At 62.9% G+C, this 23840-nt stretch carries 20 protein-coding genes, 2 tRNA genes and 1 pseudogene; 12 read left to right on the forward strand and 11 right to left on the reverse strand.

The genetic code is table 11. The features are described 5' to 3' along the window. Window positions 1-50 precede the first annotated feature (50 nt). Entirely contained in the window at window positions 51-1313 is a 1263-nt protein-coding gene (locus tag ON058_RS05525) for a deoxyguanosinetriphosphate triphosphohydrolase (protein WP_274668034.1), read from the forward strand. A gap of 22 nt (window positions 1314-1335) precedes the next feature. On the opposite strand, the gene ON058_RS05530 is transcribed toward ON058_RS05525, so the two are convergent. The 4 genes from ON058_RS05530 to ON058_RS05545 are packed head-to-tail and all read right to left on the reverse strand — an operon-like array spanning window position 1336 to window position 3634. Further along, window positions 1336-2370, reverse strand: a complete 1035-nt coding sequence (locus tag ON058_RS05530) for a DUF368 domain-containing protein (protein ID WP_274668035.1) — start codon at window positions 2368-2370, stop codon at window positions 1336-1338. After that, entirely contained in the window at window positions 2367-2762 is a 396-nt protein-coding gene (locus ON058_RS05535; protein ID WP_274668036.1) for a hypothetical protein, read from the reverse strand. Before ON058_RS05535 ends, ON058_RS05530 begins: the two co-directional genes overlap by 4 nt. Further along, window positions 2762-3178, reverse strand: coding sequence for a hypothetical protein (locus ON058_RS05540; RefSeq protein WP_274668037.1), 417 nt, complete (start codon window positions 3176-3178; stop codon window positions 2762-2764). Before ON058_RS05540 ends, ON058_RS05535 begins: the two co-directional genes overlap by 1 nt. A 3-nt stretch (window positions 3179-3181) precedes the next feature. Then, the gene (locus tag ON058_RS05545; RefSeq protein WP_274668038.1) at window positions 3182-3634 is read right to left on the reverse strand and encodes a hypothetical protein; all 453 of its coding nucleotides are present in this window, start codon (window positions 3632-3634) and stop codon (window positions 3182-3184) included. A gap of 147 nt (window positions 3635-3781) precedes the next feature. On the opposite strand from ON058_RS05545, the gene dnaG reads away from it, so the two are divergent. The 6 genes from dnaG to ON058_RS05575 all read left to right on the forward strand — a co-directional run bounded on the left by dnaG (window position 3782) and on the right by ON058_RS05575 (window position 16878). Next, on the forward strand, window positions 3782-5689 hold the full coding sequence (gene dnaG, locus ON058_RS05550; RefSeq protein WP_274668039.1) for a DNA primase: 1908 nt from the start codon (window positions 3782-3784) through the stop codon (window positions 5687-5689). Window positions 5690-5753: 64 nt separating this feature from the next. Continuing rightward, window positions 5754-6200, forward strand: coding sequence for a VOC family protein (locus ON058_RS05555; protein WP_274668040.1), 447 nt, complete (start codon window positions 5754-5756; stop codon window positions 6198-6200). Between the two features lie 181 nt (window positions 6201-6381). After that, complete coding sequence (locus tag ON058_RS05560) at window positions 6382-7359, forward strand: HNH endonuclease family protein (protein WP_274668041.1); 978 nt, start codon at window positions 6382-6384, stop codon at window positions 7357-7359. A 428-nt stretch (window positions 7360-7787) separates the two neighbouring features. Next, window positions 7788-10532: a VWA domain-containing protein gene (locus tag ON058_RS05565; RefSeq protein WP_342453008.1), complete on the forward strand. Its 2745-nt coding sequence runs from the start codon at window positions 7788-7790 to the stop codon at window positions 10530-10532. Between the two features lie 33 nt (window positions 10533-10565). Then, window positions 10566-13907, forward strand: coding sequence for a tubulin-like doman-containing protein (locus tag ON058_RS05570; protein ID WP_274668043.1), 3342 nt, complete (start codon window positions 10566-10568; stop codon window positions 13905-13907). After that, entirely contained in the window at window positions 13891-16878 is a 2988-nt protein-coding gene (locus ON058_RS05575) for a hypothetical protein (protein ID WP_274668044.1), read from the forward strand. The genes ON058_RS05570 and ON058_RS05575 overlap by 17 nt, the downstream gene beginning before the upstream one ends. 61 nt (window positions 16879-16939) lie before the next feature. Here the strand turns inward: ON058_RS05575 and ON058_RS05580 are convergent. Next, a pseudogene (locus ON058_RS05580) lies at window positions 16940-17452 on the reverse strand (integrase core domain-containing protein); the annotation flags it as partial. On the opposite strand from ON058_RS05580, the gene ON058_RS05585 reads away from it, so the two are divergent. Next, the gene (locus ON058_RS05585) at window positions 17391-17669 is read left to right on the forward strand and encodes a VOC family protein (RefSeq protein WP_274668045.1); all 279 of its coding nucleotides are present in this window, start codon (window positions 17391-17393) and stop codon (window positions 17667-17669) included. The pseudogene ON058_RS05580 and the gene ON058_RS05585 overlap by 62 nt on opposite strands. Before the next feature lie 90 nt (window positions 17670-17759). On the opposite strand, the gene ON058_RS05590 is transcribed toward ON058_RS05585, so the two are convergent. Continuing rightward, the gene (locus ON058_RS05590; RefSeq protein ID WP_274668046.1) at window positions 17760-17993 is read right to left on the reverse strand and encodes a hypothetical protein; all 234 of its coding nucleotides are present in this window, start codon (window positions 17991-17993) and stop codon (window positions 17760-17762) included. A 460-nt stretch (window positions 17994-18453) separates the two neighbouring features. Continuing rightward, a tRNA-Asn gene (locus tag ON058_RS05595) sits at window positions 18454-18526 on the reverse strand. A 164-nt stretch (window positions 18527-18690) separates the two neighbouring features. Here ON058_RS05595 and ON058_RS05600 point away from each other — a divergent pair. Both ON058_RS05600 and ON058_RS05605 read left to right on the forward strand, forming a co-directional pair. Further along, a tRNA-Ile gene (locus ON058_RS05600) sits at window positions 18691-18764 on the forward strand. Window positions 18765-18863: 99 nt separating this feature from the next. After that, window positions 18864-19625, forward strand: coding sequence for a thioredoxin domain-containing protein (locus ON058_RS05605; RefSeq protein ID WP_274668047.1), 762 nt, complete (start codon window positions 18864-18866; stop codon window positions 19623-19625). Here the strand turns inward: ON058_RS05605 and ON058_RS05610 are convergent. The 3 genes from ON058_RS05610 to ON058_RS05620 are packed head-to-tail and all read right to left on the reverse strand — an operon-like array spanning window position 19622 to window position 22525. Next, a complete protein-coding gene (locus ON058_RS05610; protein WP_274668048.1) occupies window positions 19622-20050 on the reverse strand; it encodes a hypothetical protein in 429 nt (142 codons plus the stop codon). The genes ON058_RS05605 and ON058_RS05610 overlap by 4 nt on opposite strands. Window positions 20051-20063: 13 nt before the next feature. Beyond that, on the reverse strand, window positions 20064-21296 hold the full coding sequence (locus ON058_RS05615; RefSeq protein WP_274668049.1) for a TFIIB-type zinc ribbon-containing protein: 1233 nt from the start codon (window positions 21294-21296) through the stop codon (window positions 20064-20066). After that, on the reverse strand, window positions 21293-22525 hold the full coding sequence (locus ON058_RS05620) for an SPFH domain-containing protein (RefSeq protein ID WP_274668050.1): 1233 nt from the start codon (window positions 22523-22525) through the stop codon (window positions 21293-21295). Before ON058_RS05620 ends, ON058_RS05615 begins: the two co-directional genes overlap by 4 nt. A 137-nt stretch (window positions 22526-22662) precedes the next feature. Here ON058_RS05620 and ON058_RS05625 point away from each other — a divergent pair, with 137 nt between their 5' ends. Next, entirely contained in the window at window positions 22663-22968 is a 306-nt protein-coding gene (locus ON058_RS05625; RefSeq protein WP_274668051.1) for a DUF1905 domain-containing protein, read from the forward strand. Beyond that, a complete protein-coding gene (locus tag ON058_RS05630; protein ID WP_274668052.1) occupies window positions 22965-23495 on the forward strand; it encodes a gluconokinase in 531 nt (176 codons plus the stop codon). The genes ON058_RS05625 and ON058_RS05630 overlap by 4 nt, the downstream gene beginning before the upstream one ends. A gap of 48 nt (window positions 23496-23543) precedes the next feature. Here ON058_RS05630 and ON058_RS05635 read toward each other — a convergent pair whose 3' ends face one another. Further along, window positions 23544-23756 carry a CsbD family protein gene (locus ON058_RS05635; RefSeq protein WP_274668053.1) on the reverse strand — a complete coding sequence of 71 codons (213 nt, stop codon included), beginning with the start codon at window positions 23754-23756 and terminating at the stop codon, window positions 23544-23546. Window positions 23757-23840: the final 84 nt, after the last annotated feature.

Raw genomic sequence — 23840 nt, forward strand, 5'->3', positions numbered from 1 at the left:
GCAGGGGTGATGAGGCAGGAGCGGTCGTGGAAGCGCGCTAGGTTGAGAGCGTGAACGACATCACCCAGGGCTACACCGAGGCGGACGTCGAACGATGGGTCAACGAACCCTCGAAGAGCCCCAACCGCACTCCCTTTGAACGGGACCGCGCCAGGATCCTGCATTCGAGCGCGCTACGGCGTTTGGGCGCCAAGACCCAAGTGCTGGGGCTGGGCAGCGGTGACTTTGTCCGCACGCGCCTGACGCATTCGCTTGAGGTGGCCCAAGTGGGCCGTGAGTTGGCGAAGGCGCTGGGCTGCTCGCCCGATGTGGTGGACGCGGCCTGCTTGGCGCACGACCTGGGCCACCCACCTTTTGGCCACAATGGTGAGCGTGCCCTCGACAAGGTGACCCGGCACATCGGCGGCTTTGAAGGCAACGCCCAGACCCTACGGCTGCTCACTCGTTTGGAACCTAAGTCGGTCGACCCTGAGACCGGCGAGCCCATTGGTTTGAACCTCACGCGTGCCAGCTTGGATGCAGCGGTGAAGTACCCCTGGGGTGAAGCGGGCGCACCGCTGCGGGCTGATGGCAAACCCAGCCGCAAGTTTGGGGTCTACGAGGATGACCGGCCTGTTTTTGATTGGCTGCGTCAAGGCGCCCCCGAGCGGGCACAGAGTTTTGAAGCACAGATCATGGACCTGGCAGACGACATCTCCTACTCGGTCCATGACGTCGAGGACTCGGTGGTGTATCGCCAGGTATCTCTGTCAGTGTTGCGCGATCCTGGCCATGCTCAAGAAGTGGTCGACCATGCACGCGAGTGGTACGGCAGGGGTGACGAGGACGCGCTCCTTGCCGCGCTCGAGCGCCTCCGTCAGTTCCGGTGGTGGGCAGACGAGTTCGACGGCTCACGTACCGCTCTGGCCGCGCTGAAAGACATGACCAGCCAGCTCATCGGCCGGTTCGCATCGGCAACTATCGCTGCCACGCAGGCGGAGTACGGCAAGGGCCCGCATACCCGCCACCATGCGACGTTGGTGGTGCCGCAAGACACCCTGGACGAGATCCTCATCCTCAAAGGCATCGCCGTCCACTTCCTCATGGCACCCCGGGAAACCAGCCCCACCTACACCAAGCAACGGCGCGTGCTGCGTGAACTCGTGATGGCGTTGGCCGACAGGGGAGCGTCCGCGATGGAGCCGCAGTTTGCCGCCGACTACCGGGCAGCAAGCGGCGACGACGAACGGCTACGCATTGCCGTGGACCAGGTGGCGTCGCTGACGGACACGTCCGCCTACAACTGGCACCACAAGTACTGCGGCGGACAGTAGTGCACCTGCCCGTGTGAGCGGGCTAAGCTGCGTCGCCGTCAGTGTGGCCGTCGGAGTGCGCCGTGGGCGCGTTGGTCTGGGGCTCAGCGGTGCGTGCTGCCGCCAGCATACGGCGTTCCACGATCAGCAAGGCCGCGACGACGAGGAAGCCTGCGAGGAACGCGATGATGGGGGCCGTGAGATCGCCGGAAGGTGCTTCGAGGTGACGGTCCTCGTCCTGCCACGGCCACAGTGCGACCAGCGAACCGGCCATGACGCCGGTCAACACCACCAGCGTGGTGCGGCGGTGGTGTTCCAGCAGCCACTGCAGCAGTTTCACGATCGAGACCAGTCCAATCGCGAGTCCGATCGCGAAGAATGCGAGGTAGCCCAGGTCGCGGTCGTTGACGGCTTCCAGGGTGGGTTCGTACAAGCCCATGGTGAGCAAAAGGAAGGAGCCTGACAGTCCGGGCAGGACGAGCGCCGAGACGGCGACAGCGCCTGCAGGGATCAATACCGCAGGGCTCGGTTCGAGTGCCGCACCGGGCAGGGTCACGATGATCGCGGCAAGGACAGCACCCACGACGGCGATAGCCCAATCCGTAAGGCGCCACCGTCCCGCTGGGCGGTGGCCCGCAGCAGACTGGGCAGCCAATCGGAACGGGACCGCCAGGGAAGCCAGGACCAGGCCGAAGAACAGTGCCCGCATCGTGACCGGATGGTCTTCCACGAGACCCTCCATGACGCCCGCCATGAGCAGCAGCGCCACCACCATGCCGATCCCCAACGGGATGAGGATTCCCCAGCGGACCCGCGCCCATTCAGGGGTGGCCCGTGAGAACCCGCGCCCACGGATCCCGTCAACGACACTGATGCGTACACCCGTGATGAAGTGGCCGGCGGAGGTCAAGATGGGCTCGTAGACCCCGGTCATGAGGGCAACAGTGCCGCCAGAGACCCCGGGCACAGTCTCGGCGGTACCGATCAGCGCACCGCGCACCACATTGAGTGCGCCAGCGCCCGCGGTGGAGGCGCGTGTCGGAGCTGTCTCGGTGCTGGGAGCCGGGCTATCGCTCATGAGGGGCGTGATCCTGTCGCTTGAGAGGAAGAACCGCGCACGATGACCCAGAGCGCGGCGAGTGGGAGAACAAGGGGGAACCAGCCGTAGGCCGATCCGTAGCCGGTCCAGACGGTCTCGTCTGCCCACCATTGAGGCTCGATGTACCCCAGGGTGCCAACAGTGATGACTCCCACCAACTCCGCCGTGGTGCCCCACAATGCGACGCCGCGCCAACCGCGCCACAGCGCGACAGCGATCACGATGTAGAGCACTGCACTGAGCGCGGAGATGGTGTAGGGCAGTGGAGCCTCAGTGAACTTGGTGGAGATTTGGTATGCCGAGCGTCCTGTGGCGGCAAGACCAAGGACGGCGTATGCCGCCACCAACACGATGCGACCGATGGGATGCATTAGGCCGCCAGGATTTCGAAGACTCGCCAGGCCAACACCGCGCCCGCAATAGCGATGATGATGGCCACCCCGCCATCGACGCGCGCAATCTGGTCTGGGGCGAGCACGGGGCGGTTGGGGTCGGGATCGAAGGCAGCATTCTCTGGTTCACCTAGGCGGCCGATGCCCAGCAGCGGCAGTAGCAATACCGAGGCGAGGAGATACCCCAGGGTCAGCACAATGCCAGCCTCAGAGTCGCCCAGCAGCACGGCAACCACGGTGACAGCGTGGACACCAGTGACGATCCACATCACTGTCACGACGCGCTTGAGCCATGGATGGAGGTTGACCCAGATGAGGGTGGCACCGCCAGCCAACAAGAGCAGCGCGCACACCGCAAGGTAGGCGGGGTACACGACCCCGGCGTACACGCCCATGGACTACTGCTGCTGGATCTGCTGCACTCGCATGGGCAGGCGGCCCAGCTCTTCACCGTCAACAGAAATCACCCAGGAGAACATGCCCGGCTGGATGAAGCGGATGCCATCAATGGTGAACGCGAAGCATGCGACCTGCTCGTCACCGTCCACCAGGTGAGCGGGACGGCCCAAGGTGAACTCGCCGCCCATGCCGCGCACCGGCTGAGCGTTTCCGTCAGCGTCAGCGCGGATACCGATGGGGTACTCCTTGCCGTCCTCGGTCAGCAGCTTCAGCTCCAACTGGTGGGAAGCGTTGGTGGCGGTGAAGGGAACGTGCACAGTGGCGGCAACGGCGAGGCGTCGGTGCGCCGCCGGGAACTGCCGTACAAAGATGGTGTTCCATCCCGCGCCGAGCGCGTAGATCTTGCCGTTGACGACCTCAGCAGAGTCAGCGAGGAAGGCATCGATTCTCACAGGGGAGTCCTTTCGATGGATGCGAACGTGCTCAAGCCTACCGACCGCAGCGAGTCGCGCCGCACGGCTTCGCTCCTGGCGGAGGGGGGCCGTGCGGTAGCAGGCGGGGCTTGTGACGTGGAGGCCGTCGCCGAGTACGATTCAGGCGTGGCTGGGACTATCAATAGGGAAGACATCGCGTCGGTGCGCGAGCGTGCCCCTATTGAGGACATCATCGGTCAGCATGTGGCCTTGAAGTCCGCGGGGGTGGGCTCGCTCAAGGGGCTGTGTCCCTTCCATGATGAGCGCACCCCGTCCTTCCACGTTCGCCCTGGTTCTGGCCGGTGGCATTGCTTTGGGTGTGGTGAAGGCGGTGATGTCATCGAGTTCATCATGCGCATCGACGGTCTCCCATTCGCGGAGGCAGTGGAGTATCTCGCCGACCGCACCGGCATCACGCTGCGGTATGAAGCCGGAGGGGGACCGCGCCGCGAAGGCACTGCGGGGCAACGCAAGCGACTGCTGGAGGCTCACCGCGTCGCCCAAGAGTTTTTTGCCGAGCAACTCAGCGGCCCTGAGGCGCGCATCGGCCGTGATTTCCTTCGCGAGCGCGGCTTCGACCGCGCCGCTGCGGAGCACTTTGGCGTGGGCTACTCGCCCCAGGGGTGGAACCACCTCACGGACTACTTGCAGACCAAGGGCTTCACACAAGACGAACTGCGTGCCTCCGGCTTGGTCTCCGACGGGCAACGCGGCATTTACGACCGCTTCCGTGGACGTCTCATGTGGCCCATCCGGGATGTCACCGGTGAGGTGATCGGCTTTGGAGCGCGGCGCCTTCACGACGACGACCAAGGCCCCAAGTACCTCAACACTCCCGAAACCCCGCTGTACAAGAAAAATCAGGTCCTCTACGGCATCGACCTGGCGAAGGGGACCATTCGCGCGGAGCGGACCACGATCGTGGTGGAGGGGTATACCGATGTGATGGCCTGCCACCTGGCGGGTATCACCAACGCGGTTGCGACGTGTGGCACTGCGTTCGGTGAGGAGCACGTGAAGGTGGTGCGCCGTCTCATGGGTGACACGGTTGGTGGCGCCATGAAGGTGGGTACCTCCGGTGCCAAGGTGATCTTCACCTTTGATGGTGACGAGGCCGGACAGAACGCCGCGCTGAAGTCGTTTGAGCTCGACCAGCAGTTCTTGGCACAGACCTTTGTCGCCGTGGACCCTGAGGGCAAGGATCCTTGCGACCTACGCATGGCAGGCGGGGACGCCGCCGTCCAAGCCTTGCTGCAGGCACGAGTGCCGCTGTTCGAGTTTGTGATCAAGACGGCGCTGTCCGCCAACGACTTGGAGACTCCCGAAGGGCGCGCTGCAGCATTGCGGGTAGCGGCCCCCGTCGTGGCGGGCATTCGTGACCGCGCCATCCAGCCCGAATACGCCAGGCGCCTGGCAGGGTGGCTGGGAATGGACCTCGACATTGTGCGCCAAGCGGTCACGCGTGCGGCCAAGCAACGTGGCGGTGCTGAGCCTGCGCCACACACGGGAGCGCTTCCCCAAGTGTCGTATGCGGACGCTGGCGTGACGGCGCCCGCACGCCCTGACCGCCGAGACCCGGTGGTGAGAGCGGAAGCGCTTTCTCTGGGCACACTGCTGCAAGCACCGGCAGAGGTGGTCAAGGACCCGCTTGGCGCCGCTGTGGTCCTCGAAATGCGCCCTGATGCGTACTCCGTGCCGCAGTACCGGGCGATTTTTGAGGCGATTCTCGCCGCCGGCGGGCCCAGCAGTGCGGGACCTGACTGGGCGAACGATGTCGCAGAGCAAGCAGGGGAGTCGCTGACTCCCACCATTTCGGAGCTGTCGGTGTCACCGTTGCCGCATGACAAGCCGGAGACCATTGGCCACTACGCGGGAACCGTGCTGGCCCGGGTGCTGGATCTCAGCATCACCCGCCAGATCGCCGAACTGCGGGGCCGCATGCAGCGTGCCGGCGCGGGTACTGAGGCAGCGCAGGAAGCGTTCGCGCAGATCATCCAGTTGGAGACTCGGCGCCGGCAACTGCGCGAGAACTGACAGAGCCCAGGCGGCCTCTCGCCGCGACCTGTAGCGTCATCAATGGACGGCAGGAAGGGCTTTCATGACAGTTCAACGGGTATCGATGATCACGCTCGGCGTCGCCGACCTTGACGCTGCGCGTGGGTTCTATGAGCGCTGGGGTTGGCAGGTTCGGCAGGCAACGCCGCAGATCGTGTTCTTTCAGATGGGCACGCTCGTGCTGGGCTTGTTCCCGCTTCCCGCGCTAGCGGAAGACCAGGGAAGAGCCGATGCCGTGGCGACGCTCGGCATGGGCGGCGTCACTCTGGCCCAGAACTATGCGACCGAGCATGAAGTCGACGAGCGTTTCCAAGCGGCCATTGCCGCAGGCGCGACTCATCTCAAGGCACCCACTGCTGCACCGTGGGGTGGATACAGCGGCTACTTCGCGGACCCGGACGGACACGTGTGGGAACTCGCCGTGAACCCGTACTGGGAACTGGGTGACGACGGTGCCACGCACATTCCCGAGGATCTGCCTGCGCAGTAGGGCAAACTCCGAGTCCGTAGCGTCGCTGGCAGACAAGCTGGGCCGCGGCCGACGCCAATGGGAACGCTACGCCGATTAAAGGGACTATTCGGAACGAGAGGTGGCAACTGTGGCGAAGTCGACACATAACCTTTAGTTATTTCGGGCACTCTTGTCGGGGCGACGGAATAGAGTGGCCGCTGTGAATGGTGGCAGTACGGGTAACGGTGCCGATTTCTTGGGGAACCCCGATGCGGGGGCCGACAACCCCTTGGACGAGCCTGTCCGCCTTCCCAGAGCGCGCCCGCCGTGGCTGAAGACCGTAGTGGTTATCGCCGTGACATCAATTCTGGCTGGCGGTATCGGCTACACGCTGGGCCAGACCAGTGGGATGCGACCGACGTCCTCAGGACCCGAACGGCCCAGTTCGCCCGTCACCGTGACAGTGACCGCTGAGCCAGATGCAAAGGGCTCACCAGATGTGCCCGAGACGGCCGAGTCTGCTCAGGATCGCGCAGCATTGGCGACCTCGCCGGCGGCGACTGAGGCTGCGGCACCGACGGCCGTCCCGACTGAGGGCGAGTCCGCTGAAAAGTCCACAGTTTCTCGGTACCTCGAACTACTCGATGGCCTCGAAGTGCGCTCCCTTGACCCGTGGAACAACTACTCTCGGGAACTATTCGGGCGGGCGTGGGAGGACGTAGATCGGAATGGTTGCGACACACGAAACGACATCCTTCGGCGCGACCTGGAAGATATCGTTGTTCGGAGCGGCACCGGAGGTTGTGTGGTGGCGACGGGCCGGCTCGAAGATCCGTACACGGGCAAGACGATTGCGTTTGAACGTGGTTGGGGAACGTCCAACGCTGTCGAAATCGACCACGTTGTTGCAATGGCGGATGCATGGCGGAAGGGTGCCCAGTCATGGACCGCCCACGACCGTGAGTTGTTCGCGAACGATCCACTTAATCTGTTGGCCGTCGATGGACCGACTAATCAGGTGAAGGGCGCGTCGGACCCCTCGCAGTGGCTCCCTCCGCACCAAGAGTATTGGTGCGACTACGGAGCACGCATTGTGGCGGTGAAGTCGATCTACGGGTTGTGGGTAACGCGAGAAGAGGCCGAAACACTGGAGGAGCTGCTGATGACTTGCGATGCCGATCCGCAAGTCATCACATAGAAGCTCTTGGCGTCACTTCTGACGTGCGATGTCAGAGGTGGCTGCTAGTGTCAACAAGATCGAGTCCTGAGGGGGACATTGAGCATGGTTGCTGAGGTAGCGACAGGTGGGGCCACGCGAGTTTATGTGCCCCGTGGGCCCGCAGTCGTGACACTCGCGCTCGCGATTGTTGCTGGCGCATGTGCAGTTCTCGGTGCGACTCAACCCGTGTCGTGGTTCGTGCCTTTGGCAGGGTACGTAATGGGTTGTATCGGCACTGTCGCTGGCGCCAGTGTTCATCGGTCACTTGAGAACAAAAGACGGTCCAATCCACGTTTTCAACTACAGCCATTTCTCGGCAGACTCGCCCATGGTGCGATGGTCGCCGGACTTGTCGCTGGCTTGATGTGTGCGTTTCTTGTCGCGACGGAGCTTGCAAAGTGAAGGCGATGCACGCGGTCCTGACTGCAGTTGTCGTCAGTGCTCTTGCGATAGTCCCCGCTACGGCGGCACGTGCGGCATCGGATCTGAGCGATGTGGGGACTCGGGCACTTGCCGAAACCTCGGCCTGTGCGGCTAGCGCCGACAGAGTGCTCGCCGTTATCGTCGTTGACGAGAGTGCGAGCCTCCAAGAAACAGACCCGGAAGCGCTCCGCGTTGGTGCGATCGAGACCGCGTTGGATTCGCTCGAAGCGCTCGCATCACAAGTTGGAGATGAGCTTGAGGTGGAAGCTGCGCTGGCAACGTTTGGCACCACCTACTCCGAACTTGTGGGATGGGGTGCGGTGACCGGAACTCATGGCGAGGAACTCCGAGCCTCCGTGCGTGACGAACTTCCATCGCGCAATAACGCTCAGCACACCGACTACCGCGAGGCTCTTAAGGGTGCTAACGAAAGCATCCAACGGCGGGCCAACGAGACAGGTGGGCAGTCGTGCAGTTTAGTCCTGTGGTTCACCGACGGAAGTCTCGATGTCGATGACAATGGCGCATTTGATGCGAGCGAGGAAGCGGCGGTCGATGAGATTTGCACGCCCCGAGGAATCTCGGATTCGCTGCGGTCTAACAACACCGTGCTCCTTGCGCTTGCATTGTTCACCGAAGGGTCGGCCCGGTCCCCATCGGCTCAGGACCAAGACCTTTTGCAGGCTATCGCTGAGGGGACTTCAGCGACCACCGAGTGCGGCACCGTGCCGATCCCACCCGACTGGTCTGGTGGCGCGTACTTGCGAGCGGCCGATGCGACGGCGTTGCGGACCGTGTTTTCGGAAGCTGGCGCGTTGATTGAGGGTGGCGTGGTCGACGCGGACGCGGCTTGCCCGGGGCCTGCTTGTGCTGGCGGTGTCTTGCAGATGCCCGTTGACGCCGGGGTGTCCCGCGCACGTGTACTGGTGAGCGCAGACCTCGACGCGAATCCCTTGACCATAGTTGCCCCGGTGAGCGGCCCGACGGAGTTATTGGCAGGTTCAACTTCAGTTGATGGTGCGGACATTGAGGTGCGCACGGAACCTGACCTGACGGTTGTCGAAATCACGGTCTTGGATTCACGGGCGCATGGACCGTGGGCACTCGATGTGGGCGAGGGGACTACAGCGAGTCTCTACTACTTTTGGGATGCTCGAGTCGTTGTCGAGGAGCCCCCTGATGGGTTTGTCATTGGACAGACCACGGAAGTTCCCATCGTGGTGCTGTCTCGCCAAGGTGACGCGCTCACGGCGAATACCTTTGGCGATGTCACCGCGACCGTGTCTGCTGCGGGGGCTTCGGCTGATGTGGTATCGGACGGTGCCGGTGGTCTAGTTCTCAACGTCACAGTTCCCAACGACGACGTTGTGCCTGAAGTCGATGTATCCGTGGATGTGACAGCCGTTACCGCCACACATGGAATTCGCTTGGGGCCAGTCTCAGGACGAACATCAGCGGAGACAGTGTTGCCCGCTTCTTACCCCTCAACGGTGCAAAAGTCGCTACGGTTTCCCAACGTAGTCGGAACCGAAGCTGTGACGTCTTCACTGACGATCGTGGGCCCGGAACGAGGTGAAGGCCGTGCCTGCGTCGCCGGACTCGCGATTGATGGGCCCAGTGGTGCCGACGGGCTCACGCTCTCGCTGACGCCCCAGGCGCCCGAGTGTGTCGACGTGGCTGCAGGTCAGGAGGTGGAGCTTCCGTTATCGCTCGCGACAGAAAGCGGTGCTGACGGCGTCGCACAGGGGTCGGTGCAGCTTGAACTCTACGGTGTCGATGCGGATGAGCCGTTGACAATGTCCGTGCCCGTCGAGGCATCGATGGAACGCCCGGTGGACGAGGTCGCGCGCGTTGGGTGGACGATCCTGTTGGTGGCGCTTGCGATTCTGTTTGCGCTTATGACTGCATACCTGGGGCGCCATCTGGCTGATCGTTACAGGTTTGGGCAGTCGGCGCAGTACTGTGAGGTTCCCGTCGTGATCACGGCTGCTGGCGTACAGCGGTCGGACTCACCGGGTAGCGACCTTGTCGATCCGGTCGAAGACTTCTCCCGGGTGCAGTCGATTGGCGCTGCGAGTACTACGCCTCGAAAGACAATTGGCTCGGTGACGTTTGATCGAAAGTTGCCGCTCAATCCGTGGCGTTCTGCGCAGAGCATCGTGACTGCTGGGCCTCAGATGGCGTTTTGGGGACCTGGGTCGGCGACGATGGATCCCGCCGCACATGCTGGACGGGCGACGTTTCCGGGCACGACGGACTTTGTGTTGACGGCTGACCCCGAGGGCGTGACGCGTGACACTGCAAATGCGCGGCTCTTGATCGTGGTGGATGCTCCCGATGGTGTGGCGGCCGTTTTGCCTGAGCGCCTCGATGCGATTCGCGGCTCCAACTGGTCGCAGGTCCTCACAGATATGAATGCGGCTGCTGACGAGCGTCGTAGTGAGACTGGAGGCAGCACAGACTCTCACCGAGATGCTGCTGTGTCCAGCGCCCCACGGTCAGCAGGCGACTCCCAGGTTGAATCGTTCCTGGACGATGCGGTGGGCGGTTCGAGTTCGAGTAGTTCCGCGGCGCCCGTCAGTGATTTCTTGGGGTCTGGTGATGCCCTAGCGCCTCCGCCTGCAACCGAAAAGCGTGTCATAGGTTCCCGGCGTAGAAAGAAGGAGGCGCCGCCAGAGGAGCCTCCGCGTCGCGACGGCACGCCGCCGCCCATGGATTTCCTTGATTAAAACAGCTGTGTCCAGCAACCGACAGGAGTAGTTATGTTGCGCCCATTCCTCATTGTTGGCGTTGGCGGATCCGGGGGTAAGACCCTCCGCGTGGTCCGCGATGACTTGGTGAGCCGACTCGACAAGGCAGGTTGGACCGGAGAGTTCCCTGCCGCCTGGCAGTTTTTGCACATTGACGTGCCGACAGTCGCCGACGGAAATGACCAGGACTTGCCTGGACAGCTCCCGGCGGGGAACTACCAAGGATTGGTGGGAACAGGCGTCGACTATCGCACCATCGATTCTGCACTAGTGCAAAAGGGTGGGGCCCATCTGCACGATGCGCTGGGCGGGTGGCGCCCGAACCCCGACAAGGTGAACATTCCCGCTTCGCGTGGCGCAGGGCAGTACCGCGCCCTGGGGCGCATCATCACGATTGGGGGACTTGATCGGGTTCGTGACGCGGTACGTAAGGCTCACCGTTCAATGACGGGCACGCAGGTCGTGGCCGAGCTTCAGGCAGCGACGCGCGTGCTAGGAGGAGAGCCGGCTGCCGTGCACGCGGAGCCCACGGTAATTGTGGTGTCGTCGATCGCCGGTGGAAGTGGCTCCGGTGCCGTCATCGACGTGTGCGATGTGATCCGAAGCCTCGATGAGAGTTGGGCCGAGGACATCGTTGGTGTGTTGTATGCCCCGGACGTCTTCGATTACCTCCCGGAGGAGGCCCGCAGAGGTGTCCGTCCCAACTCTCTCGCGGCGCTGAGCGAGCTCCTCAATGGCTACTGGGCGGAGTCAGGTGCGTCGCAGGGTACGGCAGAACTGTTCGCGAGCCACGGTGTGCAGGTAGGTGCGTCACGTAGGCTCGGCCCGCGTTTTCCCTTCTTGGTGGGTGCACGTAACGAGGCTGTGACGTTCCAGACGCAGAACGATGTCTATCGCGCGCTGGGGAAGTCGCTCGCGTCGTGGGTGACGAGCGAGACTCTGCAGGACACCATGTCCGCCTACATTCAGGCTCAGTGGTCCGCAACGGCTTCTTCTGTGCGGGACAAGATGCCGATGCACAGTGACGGTATGGAGGCGCCTTTTGTTGCATTGGGGTCTGCGCGTGTGAGCCTGGGCCGCGATCGCTTCCGTGACTACTCATCGCAACATCTCGCCCGCGCGGCGATTGACCGAGTGTTGACGCAGCACGAGGGCAGTCGCTCAAAGGACGATGACAGGCCTGGTGCTGCGCTGGTACGCGACATTGCAACGCAGTCCTTCCAGCGGTTCCTCAAGCGATCGGGGCTCGACGAGCGCGGGGCTGAGCAGAACCAGATCATTGATGCGCTCATGCCAGAGTCGACGCAGGAACGAGTTCGCAGTGCAGCTTCCCAGATGCTGACGAAGGTTCGCGATGGCATCGACTCCAAGGGCTCGCGGGCGGGTGACGTCAGTCGAGCCATTCTCGCGAATCTTCATGACCAGCGCCTGGCATTCCAACGCGATCAGCTTGCTGCACAGTCCGCGGTAGCAGCGGATTGGTCAAAGAGCATCCAAAAGCACCTCGTGACCGAGGTTGCTTTGACGATCGCACGTGAGGGTGCACCGGTCACGGCCGAGCTTGTGCGTCAACTCAAGACTGAGGTCTCGCAGGTACGAGATGAACTGGTTGGCGAGGCGCAGCAACTGCGCAGGCGTGTTGCTGCCGTGGACCAAGAGGTGGCAGGTGACCTCGCGGATAGTGCGACAGCGGTCATCCTTCGCGAAACGGGGTCTCTCAAGGCCGCGATCAACCGCGCTGCAGGCTCACTCCTGATGGAAGCTCAGGCTGACGTGCGTGACTTGAGCGCTGAGATGATTCCTGACCTGGTGCGCAACCTCGTGGAGCCGATGCTTGAAGCAGTCGAGCACGGCCGTGAGCGCCTTGAGTCGGGGGTCGCCGAGAGCGATGATCGGGCGCTGGACGTGAGCACCTGGCCTGAGGGGGATCTCGTCCCTCACCACATCAAGCCAGCGCCCAACGAGTTCTTGCTGGAGCCGGCGGACAACTTTCCTGACTTGCTTCGCGAGACGGTGCTGCGAACCGTAGGCGGTGAGCGCCCGCACGAGGCACGGGCTACGGCGGATATTGAGGTGATTCTGGGCGCTGAGGATATTGATGCTCATGGTGCAGCAAGTCAGACACTACTCATCGCTGAGCGCTTGTGGGTGCCGCGCCATGAAAGGTTCCATGACTCAGCGTCGGCTGCGCCCACGCCTGCGCGGTTTGAACTAGCGTCCGGCCCTGCCCAGTTCAAGAAGCGTGCGGACGCGTGGGTGACGCGTCCGGGTACTGCCGTCGGCAATCTCGTGGCACAGGGGTTGCGGGACTATCTCGATCCCGAGGCGGTATCTCCGCGTGAACATGAGGCACGGTTGGATCGCTTTGATGGGCAGTTGTCGGCCGCGCTCAACGCTGCCGCGCCATTGGTGAGCATTAACCCCTCGGTACTCGTCCAGGTCCATGAGCGGCACGAGATCAAGTACAACCTTTCGTTCTCTGAGATTCCTCTGCCAGACCGGTCTCCGGGTAAGGAGCGCGTCCACAAGCTCCTCGAAGCGCGAGGCCAATGGACGGACAAGGTCGCGAAGGCGTTCACGGACCGGAACGGTGCGTCGATCGACATCTTCACCGTGCTTGGCGAGCCATACGAGCCTGTCGTGTTCGACAGCCTCATGAAGCCCATCGCCACCGAGTGGGGACAACGGGCTGCGGCCGTGGACACGCGGGCGGAGTTCTGGCGCTGGCGCCGGGCACGCCCCCTGACGGAGGCCGTCCCCTTCTCCTCCGCAATGCTGGCGCGTATGGTGCGAGGATGGTTTACGGCATCGCTGCTGAAGCAATTGGACCTTGAGACCGCGGCGCGCATCTACGTTCCCGCTCCCAGCAGCGGCTCTGGTGACTATCGAGACTTCCCCAAGCCTCTGTTGACCCCAGCGGCCGCGAACGGCCCCGACCTGTTGCCGTCCATCCTTGAGTCGTTCGCGCTCGCAATGCTCGAAGTGAACACTACTGAATCGCTACGCCCAGTTGACGGATACCGCCGCCTTGCTGACCTCGGACAAGAGACCTCGGCTGGCGCCGACGTGCGCTCGGGTGAACTCCGTGCATGGATCGTTGACGGCGCAAACACCCTTCAGGCTGCTGCGGACCCGGCCGGCTCATGGGAGGCGCGCCAAGCACAAGCACTTGAACGGCTGTCGAAGTTGCGTGCCGTATACGCGGACCACGAAGCAAAGTATGCCGCGCGCCGTGACCTCCTGGACGCACCGCTGTCCTATGAGCTCAGTCACGTGACCCTTGCCGCCCTCGCCGACCTCGCCTCGGCCGTGGAGAGCATGAGGAAGGACGACGACGGTGGCATCTGGAACTAAGCTGCGGGAATGCACCATCTATGTGACGGACTCCGCTCCTGTAGGGGGTGAAGTTCGAGAGACGGTTGCAGCTTGGACCGCTGCCGGTGTCGTGGGACCCTCGCTATGGGTCACGCCGGAGGACATCGTGGAGGCACAAGGACTACCTCCGCAGGTAACTGCGACAGAGTTGCGTGGCGACGAGCAGTCTCGTGTGGACCTGTTTACGGCGATCGGCACTCAGGTGCTCGACAAGGTTCGTGTGGTCGCTGCGCAGTTGATCACTGCGGACACGCCAGTGGCAACGGACGTAGTGAGCGCCGCAAACACCGTGGTGCGGGCCGTGGATGACGCTTTGCCAAGGTCCGTCGGCGACGGGGTTGAGAGCCGCAGCACAAACCTCCGGAAGTTGAACATCATGATTCCCGTCAGCGGCGCTTCCCATGCCTCTGACTCGTTGGTGCTGCCGGGGTGGGATGCGAACGTGGTCATTAGTCCCGAGGATCGGCCGGACCTTGACCGTTCCACCGTCTATGTCCGGTACCCGGGAAACTTCGTTGGCCACGCCGGTGCTGCTCTGTGCGCGGTGGGTGGCTTGCTTAGCGGAATGCGAACTGGGGCGCTGGACCATCTCGAACTCGACTCAACTGTTCACGATGACGACGTGTTCGTGGCGCGCTTCACAGTGCGGTCCGTGGTTGGCGAGGACATCGTGGACGATCTCGCAGATGCGACTCTCGACCTTGACGCGTTCGGTCCTGAAGGGCCCGCGACCCTTATCCCCGGCTCGCGCGTCGCGGGCAACCCACGCGATATTGCGCACCGCGCCGCGACTCACGTGCTCGGGACACCAGCATGGCAGGCGCAAGCTGAGATGCAGGTGGAGCAGCCGCGTGACCACTACGCCTCCCTGCCATCCGTTTTTAGGCACGCTGTCGGATTCAATGCCCGCATGTTTGGTGTGATGGGACGGTGGATGCTGTCGCGCTTGAAGTTGTCCGTCGAGCGCAGTGCGACTCGTGTCCTTGTCGGGGAGAACGGCGGAATCGATGTGAGGATTGATGCCGCGCCCGCCCAGAGCATCGCAGACTCTGCCGAGGACTACTTGCGTGGGGTCGAGGCCGAGCACCAACGGGCGCTGTCCTCGCCTCAACAGGACCTGGTTCACCTGAACCCCGCGGCGTGGACCACTATGCGCGAGATGGCGACGTCGTTGATCGATGGCAGTGACCTCCCTGCAGGGATGCCAGAGCCGCGATCCTCCGGCCGGCGTGAACTTCTTCCACGAGAGGCGGTCGTCCCTGACACGGCGGACGTATGGCAAGGACTAGATGGCAAGCGCATTGAGTCACTCGATGTCAGGTCTGCCGCCCAGTACACCCAGCATGTCGATGCGCGAGTTGCTGAAGTGGAGGGGGAGTGCGCGCAACTCACATCACAGCGCAATGCCACGCGTGATGAGATGGCTTCGGTTGAGGGCGAACTTCAGGAGTTACGGGAGAAGTTGGAGGCGGCCAAGGCTGAAGAGTCTGACGGGGTGGAAGCCGACGAGAGCGGGTCCGAGTCTGAGAAGAAGGTCACTGCGAAAGCCCCTGGCGCCAAGAAGGTTGCGAAGCTGACGGGGAGCGTGCGGAAGGTTGAGGCAAAGCTCGCGCGTTTGGAATCCAAGCTCCATGAAATCGAGACCAAGCTTGCAGAAGTGGCAGACGAACTGTCCGTTCTGAAGGACGAGAAGTTGAAGTTTGCCGAGTGGCTGCGATCGAAGGACTCGTATGTGCGGTACCTCCTTGTCGACCTTACCGAGCGTCGTGCGTACTTGACCCAGGACGAGCAACGCGAGGACTCGGAGCCTCGCGTACCACCGCGCGAGCGACTGATGAAGCGTCAGAAGGTCGTCCGGGTGATATGGGTTCTCGCACTGGCCCTGGGCGCTATTGCGCTGGGTGTCTCGTTGTTCCTCGGCTGGCGGGCCGGTCACACCTGGACGCAGCTACTGACGTATGCGGGCATCACCATCGGTGTCGTGTTGCTGGTCCTTGTTGCGTCCAACCACTTGTTCTATCGCGCTGTCCGCCGCTACGAAACGCAATTGGCCCGGGACATCGCGGCTCAACGCGCGGCTACTGAACGCGCACTTTGGTGCAAAGGCCAGATCGCGAGGCTAGAGGCGCAGGAAACTGCGATGACGGACTGGGGTTACATCCTGAGCGACATCGTTCACCGCCCGTGGAACCGAGTGCCCAAAGCTCCACGGGAAATGTCCGATGCTGTGGTCGAGGCGCTGCCAGCGTCCATGGGCGTTGCGGGAATCGATCGCAATGTCGACCTGCCGTTTCAGAGCACGGCGGCCGCTGCGCGTGCGGTCTACGTGAAAGGCTGGCTCGGTCACGCGCTCGAGACAATTGTGCGTGACTTTGACTCCGTCGAGATCGATGGCGACTCCGGCTTCAGTTCGGTCGAAGCGGACACGTCTGACAGGGAGACGGGACCGCGGCGCCGGTTCTTGCGCTTCTTGGAGGATCCGAAGTCGCGCCAGTCTGCGACCGAGGCTGCTGAGCAGCGCTTTCGCACCGGCGTGGACTCGCAAGAGATACCGATCCCCACGCGAACCGTGGAACGCCGGGGACCTTATTCCAACCACCAACACATTGCAGAGCCCAACTACTTTGCAGCCGTTGCAGGAGAGGGCATCGCCTTCGCGGGCGATGTCTTCACCGCATCCGGCCGGCAACGGCTCGCGCACTACGTTGACCGGTCTGCAGCATGGCTCCCCGCGAACGTCCATATGGGTCCCAACGCGCCAGCAATGAAGATAGAGGCCGCCGATGGGGCCAATGCTGTGAGAATTGACCTGTCGCGGCGCTTGGACCTCAACGATCTAGTGTTGTTTTCAAGTGTTCGTGCAAACCGCGCGGAGACTCAAGAGTTGCGTGTCGCCGAGCGGAGACGCGAGCACGAATCAGCTCCTGCAGATGGCGTCGATTGGTATTAGGGGCGGCACCGCCTGCCCGCGCTAGCCGCAAGCCAACTGCACGGCACGGCCGGTAGGGTGCTCATGGGCCGCCCCGTTGGTGAGTCCGGTCTGTGTGTGAGCCGTCGGTTTCGTTTTCGTGCGTGCAGTGGCGAGCATAGTCGGCGGGGCTTGTCAGCCCGGGGCTCAGTGGCCTTGCACGGCGTAGTACTCGTTCGTCCAGTCGTTGATGACGACGCGGGCGTGAAGTAGCGGGTAGAAGCTGTTGACGTTCAGGTACTCGTTGCGGATGCGGGAGTTGAACGACTCGACGTAGCCGCTGAGCCATGGCGAGCCGGGAGGGATGTAGAACAGGCCGGTGCGGGTGCCGGCCCGGTCAGCCATTGCCTGGCTGATGCCCGAGCGCGAGACAACGGGAGCGCCGCGGACGGCGACGAGGTCGTCGAGGTCGTCGAGGTGGTCGCTGAGACGCTCGGCGGTGATGCAGCGTTCTACGAGCCTGCCGGTGCACTCCCGGGTGTGCATCGGCGAGGATGGAGACAATCTTGCTCGCAGAGCCGGGCTCGTCGCCATCGAACTTGAAGTCAACAGTCCAGAACTATGCGACCGAGCATGAGGTCGACGAGCGGCTCCAAGCGGCCATCGCTGCAGGAGCGACTCATCTCAAGGCACCCACCGCTGCACCGTGGGGAAGAAACAGCGGCTACTTCGCGGACCCGGACGGACACGTGTGGGAACTCGCCGTGAACCCGTACTGGGAACTGGGCGACGACGGTAGAGCTTACATTCCACAAGAGCCGCCGGAGCCTTGACGGCGGCTCCTCGCCACCGACTGTTCCCTCAGCGTGACCACTAGACGTCCGTCACACCCTGGCTGACGGGAAGTGCCGTCCAAACTGAGCTTAGTCCTGCGTGTGACTCACTCTGACGCCTATCCAAACGAAACCATCTTGGTCGACGGTTGCCTGGTACGCGATGAGGAGTTCGTCGCCAAGGCTGAGCGAGAGCGGGTCCAGGTTTGCGTCATGCATGGAGTAATGAATCCACACGTGCCGACCAGTATCGTTCGTGACAACCGAGCCGGTACCGGTGACTGGGTCCCAGTCTTCTAGTCCCGCCTTCTCGATGTGCGACATTCGTCAGGCCCCCTCTTGGATCCTCAGTGAAACCCGTACGGCTTACTCGCACCCAAATGTGGTGAGTCCTTGGGGACGCAAGCGCTGCTCCAGGAACCCCCGGCTCTATCTCATTGATTGGCGAGTTGATGCTACTGCCATCAATCTAGTGATAGCTCCCTGGGCTAGCGGATCTCTCCTGAGATGAGTTTCGGGTTGAGCCGGTGATCGTCAACACTTTCCGAGGAGTGCCGGAGCGTGACGCCTTGCCAACTCAATGCGTGCCCCTGTCGCGAGGAGAGGATTCTATCCATTCGCCCAAGTGCTAGGAGACAGCACCTGTGGATCGGCGGGGTGAGGAATGCACAGAACCGTGCTGCTGAACATGAAGTCGATGAACGCTTGCAGGCCTGCCTGAGAATTGTCAGTAGCACCTGGTCGTAGCGTGAAAGGCCGGTCCCGTGGGACCGGCCTTGACGAGCTCCTCCAGTTGGACTCGAACCAACAACCTGCCGATTAACAGTCGGCTGCTCTGCCAATTGAGCTATGGAGGATTGCGAGAAGAAACTCTACATGATGTTTGGGCCTGTCGGTGACACTCTGAGGACTTCGGTCACGCGGCGTGTGTCGGCATTGCCGTGTCCCGGATGCTGCCCGCTAGACTGACGCGCGCCCCATGAACACGACCAGCGTTCTGTGCTGTGACTGGTGGGGCCGCGGGCCAGTAGCTCAGCCGGTTAGAGCAGTGGACTCATAATCCATCGGTCGCGGGTTCGAGCCCCGCCTGGCCCACCGTGAAGTGTCCCCGGCGGGGTGTGCGTGGGCAGTCGCGGTTCGGGAGACAATGGAGGTTCACTTCGCTGCGTCCCCCCGTACCTCTTGGAGAGTTCTATGCCGTCTGCTGGCGTGTCACAGTCCCGTACCTGGTGGATGATCGGAGGTGCAGTGGCGCTTGTAGCCCTCACCGGATGCGCGGTGTCCCAGGGATCGTCCGAGGCCAGCGACGCCGATGCCTCTGCGTCAGCCAGCGAGCCCCAGGTCACCCCCACCGGACTCCCGTGGGGACCGAACACGGCGGGCGCGGTCACGGTGGGTGAAGACGGCTCCGTCGCATTGGGCGACGGCTCAGCCTGGTCCGGAGACACTCAGACCACCTCAATCGACGTCTACTACGACTTCGCGTGCTACTACTGCATGCTCTTTGAGTCGACTGCGGCCGAGGACCTTGCGGACTTTGCCGCGGATCCCGATGTGACCGTGACCTATCACCCGGTCGCAATCCTGGACGCGAAGTTCCCCAGCGCCTACTCCACGCGTGCCGCCGCATCGGCGTTTGTCGTGGCGCAGACCGCACCAGAGATCTTTGCCACCTACAACGACGCCCTCATGATGGCGCAGCAGAGCCTTCCAGAAGACGGCTGGACTGAACAGCAGATGGCACAACTCGCGCTCGACCTGGGTGCACCACAGGAGACAGCCGACGCCATCACTGGCACCGCCTTTGAGTCAATGGTGGCTGAGGCCACCCAGGCGGCTCTCACCGGCGGGATGACGGGAACCCCCAGCGTGGCGGTCAACGGTGAACTGATCGACCACGAACAGGTGAACTACCTCGAACCCGGTGCTCTCAAGGAGTACGTCGAAACCCGCTAAACCCCCGAGGGCGGCCGTGAGTCGTCAGAGCCGCCGTCAGGAGCATCCGCAGCCGAGTCACCGGACGCCTCAGGGGGCAGCCCATCCATCTCCTTGATGTCCACGTACCCGGCCCGCTGATCGGGGTCGTCCAGGTTGCTGCCATCCATGAACCGGTTGCGCAGGCGCCTGCGCTCGCGAGTGAACGTGTCCCACCGCTGTAGCTCGTCGATGGTGGAGTGGGTGGTGTGCTCGTACTGGTACCGCTTGTCCTGGTTGCGGTAGCGCTTGAACAGCATGGTGTAGGCCAGCCAGAACGCCACGAAGGGGGCAACAAAGGCGAACAACGCAATGAAGGCGAAGTCATCGCCGCCCCCTGACGAGGCAAGCACCGCAGCATCAAGCCCGCTGGAACCAAGAGCAGTGGCATGGAAAACAGAAGACACGGTCACATGCTCCCTAGCTGAAGAGTGAGATCAAGGCGATGGGCCACGCGACGGCCGCGGTGGCGACTGCCCATCCGGCTGACGCGGCAAGGAGCCGTTTCTTGGAGATGGGAACAGAGCCCATCGTGGTGCCATTGCGGCCGTTGACGGCAACGTAATGGACCGTGAGGCTTCCATCGCTTGACCGCTGCGGGTAGGAGTACAGCCACACCGGGAGGTAGACGGTTGCCCACCGGGTGCCGCGGACCCACATCTCCTCGTGGGTGAAGCGCACGCCACGGTCATAGCCGGTGAGATCGGCACGAATGCGTTCCCGTGCCATCGTCAGGAAGCGTTCGTGCGTGGTGCGCGCAACATCGTCGATGTCGAGGTCGCGCTTCTCCGCCTGGATGTCGCCCATGTAGTTGGAGTCGAACGCCACCATGTTCTTCACATCGAACGGCAGAATCGCGTTGATGATGTTGTTGGTGGAGATATCCGTCTTGAAGTCGGCTTTGGACGCGGAAGATTCCACGATCAGGTCGTCAGCGTGGAGGTCGAACTGTCGCACCACTTGGTACTCGTTGGCGTCGTAGTAGGTGGTGTGCGAGTCACCGTGCTTCACCGTGTAGCGGCGCGTCTGAACCTCACCCACGCCGTGCAAACGCGTGTGTAGGTTGCCGTCGACCACCATGTACGGCAGGAACACTGGCTTGACGTGCTCGGCCGAGAAGTCTGCCTTGAACTCCGGATGCGCCAGCAGTTTGCGGTCGCCCACGAACTTCTCGATCCTGGCCACGGCATCGGCCCGCGACAGCGCGAACGGCAAGATTCCATCGGGGACGGCACCGTTGGGGAGTTTGTCGTTCAGCGACAGGATGGAGCGGCACCAGTGGCAGCGCGACTGGGTGGCGTGGCCCGTATCAACAGTCACTTCCGCACCGCAGCCTTGGCACTTCATGGTGACGAGGTTCTGCTCGGACTCGATTTGCGAGGCACCCGAGGCCACTGTTCGGCCTGATAGCTCGTGGATGCCCTCGCCCAGACCCAACGTGTCTTCGAGTCGTTTCCCGAACCACTCAAAGCGGCAGAAGCCACACACCAGCGACATCGTGCCGGGCTTGTGCGACACCTCGGTGGAGCCGCACTTGGGACAGTCATCGTGGCCGTGTTCCTGGCCGGTGGTGGTGTCCAGGTGGGTGACGTGGCCGTTCCACGCCTGTCCTACCTGTGGAGCGGGCTGCCCCTCAGCGCCCGCCGCGGTCACAGGCCCAACACCTTCTTCTTAACGGCGTCAAAGTCCTCTTGAGTGATGAGGCCTTCGTCCAGCATCGACTTGTACTTGCGCAACTGTTCCATGGGGTCTTCCTGCGCGGGTGCTGCAGGCTGGGCGGCAGGTGCGGCCTGCTGCGGTGCAGGCGCTGCCTGCTGGCCCTGCGGCATGCCCTGCTGCTGGGGGACGCCCTGGTTCTGCATGAGTCCACCGAGCGCGCCGCCAGCGGCGTTCATGCCCATACCCATGAACGCGAGGCCGTCGCCGCCGCCGGTCTCGCCAGCGGCCTGGATGCCGCGTGCTGCGGACTGTCGTAGGAACGAATCGCCACGGGCGCCAGCGAGGGCATCGGCCTTCTGGACGTCCGCAAGCAGTGCGGCAGTGGGCTGGTCGTATTCGATTGCGACAAGCGCCGCCTTGTCAATCACCAGTCCACGGTCGCTGCCCCAGCGGTAGTTCTCTTCGATGACAGCGGACAGCGACGCTGCAAACCCCAGCGCATCGCCTTGAATCTTTGAGATGCGGTTTCCGCGTTCACCGGCGTTGGTGTAGTTCGAGAAGGCTGCCGACAGCGATCCCACGACCTCGTTGAACAACTGGTCCGCCACGGGGTTCCCAGGTGCAGCCAGGTCGAACACCTGAGCGTTAGCGGAGATGAAGGGAGCCGGGACGATGCTGGTGACGAACAAGATGGGGTCCATCACCTTGAGCGTGTAGGAGCCGCGAGTGACGGCACCAGCTTGAGTGCCCAAGTAGTGGTCGTCCCAGTAGATGGGTCCTTGGGTGCCAAAGCGGTTGTCTGGCACTTCCTTCAGCGAGACGTAGAAAGCGAGGTGCTGGCTACCGGGCTGACCGCCGAACTTGAAGCGTTCCCACGACGTCTTAATGGTGGGGGAGACGATGCCATCACCAGCGAACAGTGACTGCGCGTTCTGGTCGTCGGAGTTGTAGATGTAGCCGCCGGGCTCGGCTACGAAGTTGGTGATGCGGCCGTCTTGGAAGGTGATGAGGCCGTACCCGGCGGGCACCACGACTTTGGACCCGTTGGAGATGATGTTCTCGGAACCCTTGACGTTCGCACCGCGCCCCGCGTTCTGGCCTTGCGCCACGGCAGGGAAGAGGATGGCGGTGGCGGAGATTCCGGTGGGTGGGACCAGGAAGTCCAGCCACTGATCTGCGAACGTGCCCCCAATTGCGCCAGCAAAAGCCTTGATGAATCCCATCGGTGTCCCCTTGAGCGTCGGTGCGGAAAGTGCGTCTCCACCCTAGCGGGACCGGGTGGCAGTCGTGACAATTTCGTCAGTGACCAGGGCCGATGTCACCGGTTCCGGATACCGTGGCCAGGACAGGAGGAACACCGATGAGTCCTACACATGAGTTCTCTGCACGGTTGTGGCCGTGGAAGGCCCGTCACCAGGTATGGACGTTTGTGACGCTGCCACCAGACCTCTCTGATGAGATTGAAGACCTCGTACAGGAGCCGCGGCGTGGCTTTGGTGCGGTCAAGGTCCGGGTCCACCTAGGCGGCAGCACGTGGGAGACGTCGATGTTCCCGTCCAAGGAGCAAGGCGCGCACATCTTGCCTGTCAAGGGTGCCGTGCGTAAGGCTGAGGGTCTGGACATCGAAGACTCCGTGACAGTGCGAATCGAGTTGATCGACCCGTGAGACCCGTCTGCGTGGTGGTGGCAGGACCGGCGGCGTCAGGAAAGTCCGTCGTGGGAGCGGACCTTGCGTCCCGTTGGGATGTCCCGTTCATCGATGCTGACGACCTTCACCCAGCGCGCAACCGCACGCTCATGGCCGCAGGCACCGCGTTGACGGATGACGACCGCTGGCCTTGGCTTGCGGCTGTTGGCCAGCGGCTCAGCGAGGCATCTGCAGACGGTGGCGGTGTTCTCGCGTGTTCGGCGCTGAAGGCCGACTACCGAGACCGGATCCGCGTTCACGTGCCTCACGCATGGTTCGCAGTTCTCACAGGGGATGCCGCAACGTTGAGCGCTCGCGCCGCTTCCAGGAGCACGCACTTCATGCCGGCATCGCTGGTGCCATCACAGATGAAGTTGCTGGAACCGCTACGCCCTGACGAGAGAGGCGCAATGGTCGACGTCACCGCTGTGCCAGCCGCCGAGGTTGCGGCGGCAGTGTTCAGTGCCTACGAGCGTGACAACGGGGCAACACCGATCCCCAGATAGCCCAGGTGGGGTGCTGCCCCGTTGTGACGGTGGATGATCCGCGAAGACCTATTGCTTGTCTTCGTCGCGATCCGTGAACTCGTTGTACTTCTCAGCCACGGCATCCTTCACATCTTCGACCTTGTCCTTGGCATCCGCCTTGGTCTGGTCCCACTTGCCGTCCGCTTCGAGCTGTTCGTCGTCCGTCGCCTTGCCAAAGCCTTCCTTGATCTTGCCCTTGGCGTCATCCGCGGCATTGCTGAGTCGATCAGAGTTACTCATGATGGTTCTCCTTTGCTGCTCCGGTTCGGTCTGACGCTTGGGTCAACACCTGCGCACCGGCGGTCTATTCCATAACGCAGCGCG

This window comes from Demequina sp. B12, from assembly GCF_028823635.1.
GTDB lineage: Bacteria > Actinomycetota > Actinomycetes > Actinomycetales > Demequinaceae > Demequina.

Excerpts from the sequence above, each read along its gene's own strand:
- ON058_RS05535 (WP_274668036.1), bottom strand. The coding sequence starts at position 2,762 with ATGCATCCCATCGGTCGCATCGTGTTGGTGGCGGCATACGCCGTCCTT.
- ON058_RS05605 (WP_274668047.1), top strand. The coding sequence starts at position 18,864 with ATGCCGTCTGCTGGCGTGTCACAGTCCCGTACCTGGTGGATGATCGGA.
- ON058_RS05530 (WP_274668035.1), bottom strand. The coding sequence starts at position 2,370 with ATGAGCGATAGCCCGGCTCCCAGCACCGAGACAGCTCCGACACGCGCC.
- ON058_RS05565 (WP_342453008.1), top strand. The coding sequence starts at position 7,788 with ATGCACGCGGTCCTGACTGCAGTTGTCGTCAGTGCTCTTGCGATAGTC.
- ON058_RS05540 (WP_274668037.1), bottom strand. The coding sequence starts at position 3,178 with ATGGGCGTGTACGCCGGGGTCGTGTACCCCGCCTACCTTGCGGTGTGC.
- ON058_RS05555 (WP_274668040.1), top strand. The coding sequence starts at position 5,754 with ATGACAGTTCAACGGGTATCGATGATCACGCTCGGCGTCGCCGACCTT.
- ON058_RS05625 (WP_274668051.1), top strand. The coding sequence starts at position 22,663 with ATGAGTCCTACACATGAGTTCTCTGCACGGTTGTGGCCGTGGAAGGCC.
- ON058_RS05620 (WP_274668050.1), bottom strand. The coding sequence starts at position 22,525 with ATGGGATTCATCAAGGCTTTTGCTGGCGCAATTGGGGGCACGTTCGCA.
- ON058_RS05590 (WP_274668046.1), bottom strand. The coding sequence starts at position 17,993 with ATGTCGCACATCGAGAAGGCGGGACTAGAAGACTGGGACCCAGTCACC.
- ON058_RS05570 (WP_274668043.1), top strand. The coding sequence starts at position 10,566 with ATGTTGCGCCCATTCCTCATTGTTGGCGTTGGCGGATCCGGGGGTAAG.
- ON058_RS05635 (WP_274668053.1), bottom strand. The coding sequence starts at position 23,756 with ATGAGTAACTCTGATCGACTCAGCAATGCCGCGGATGACGCCAAGGGC.
- ON058_RS05585 (WP_274668045.1), top strand. The coding sequence starts at position 17,391 with ATGGAGACAATCTTGCTCGCAGAGCCGGGCTCGTCGCCATCGAACTTG.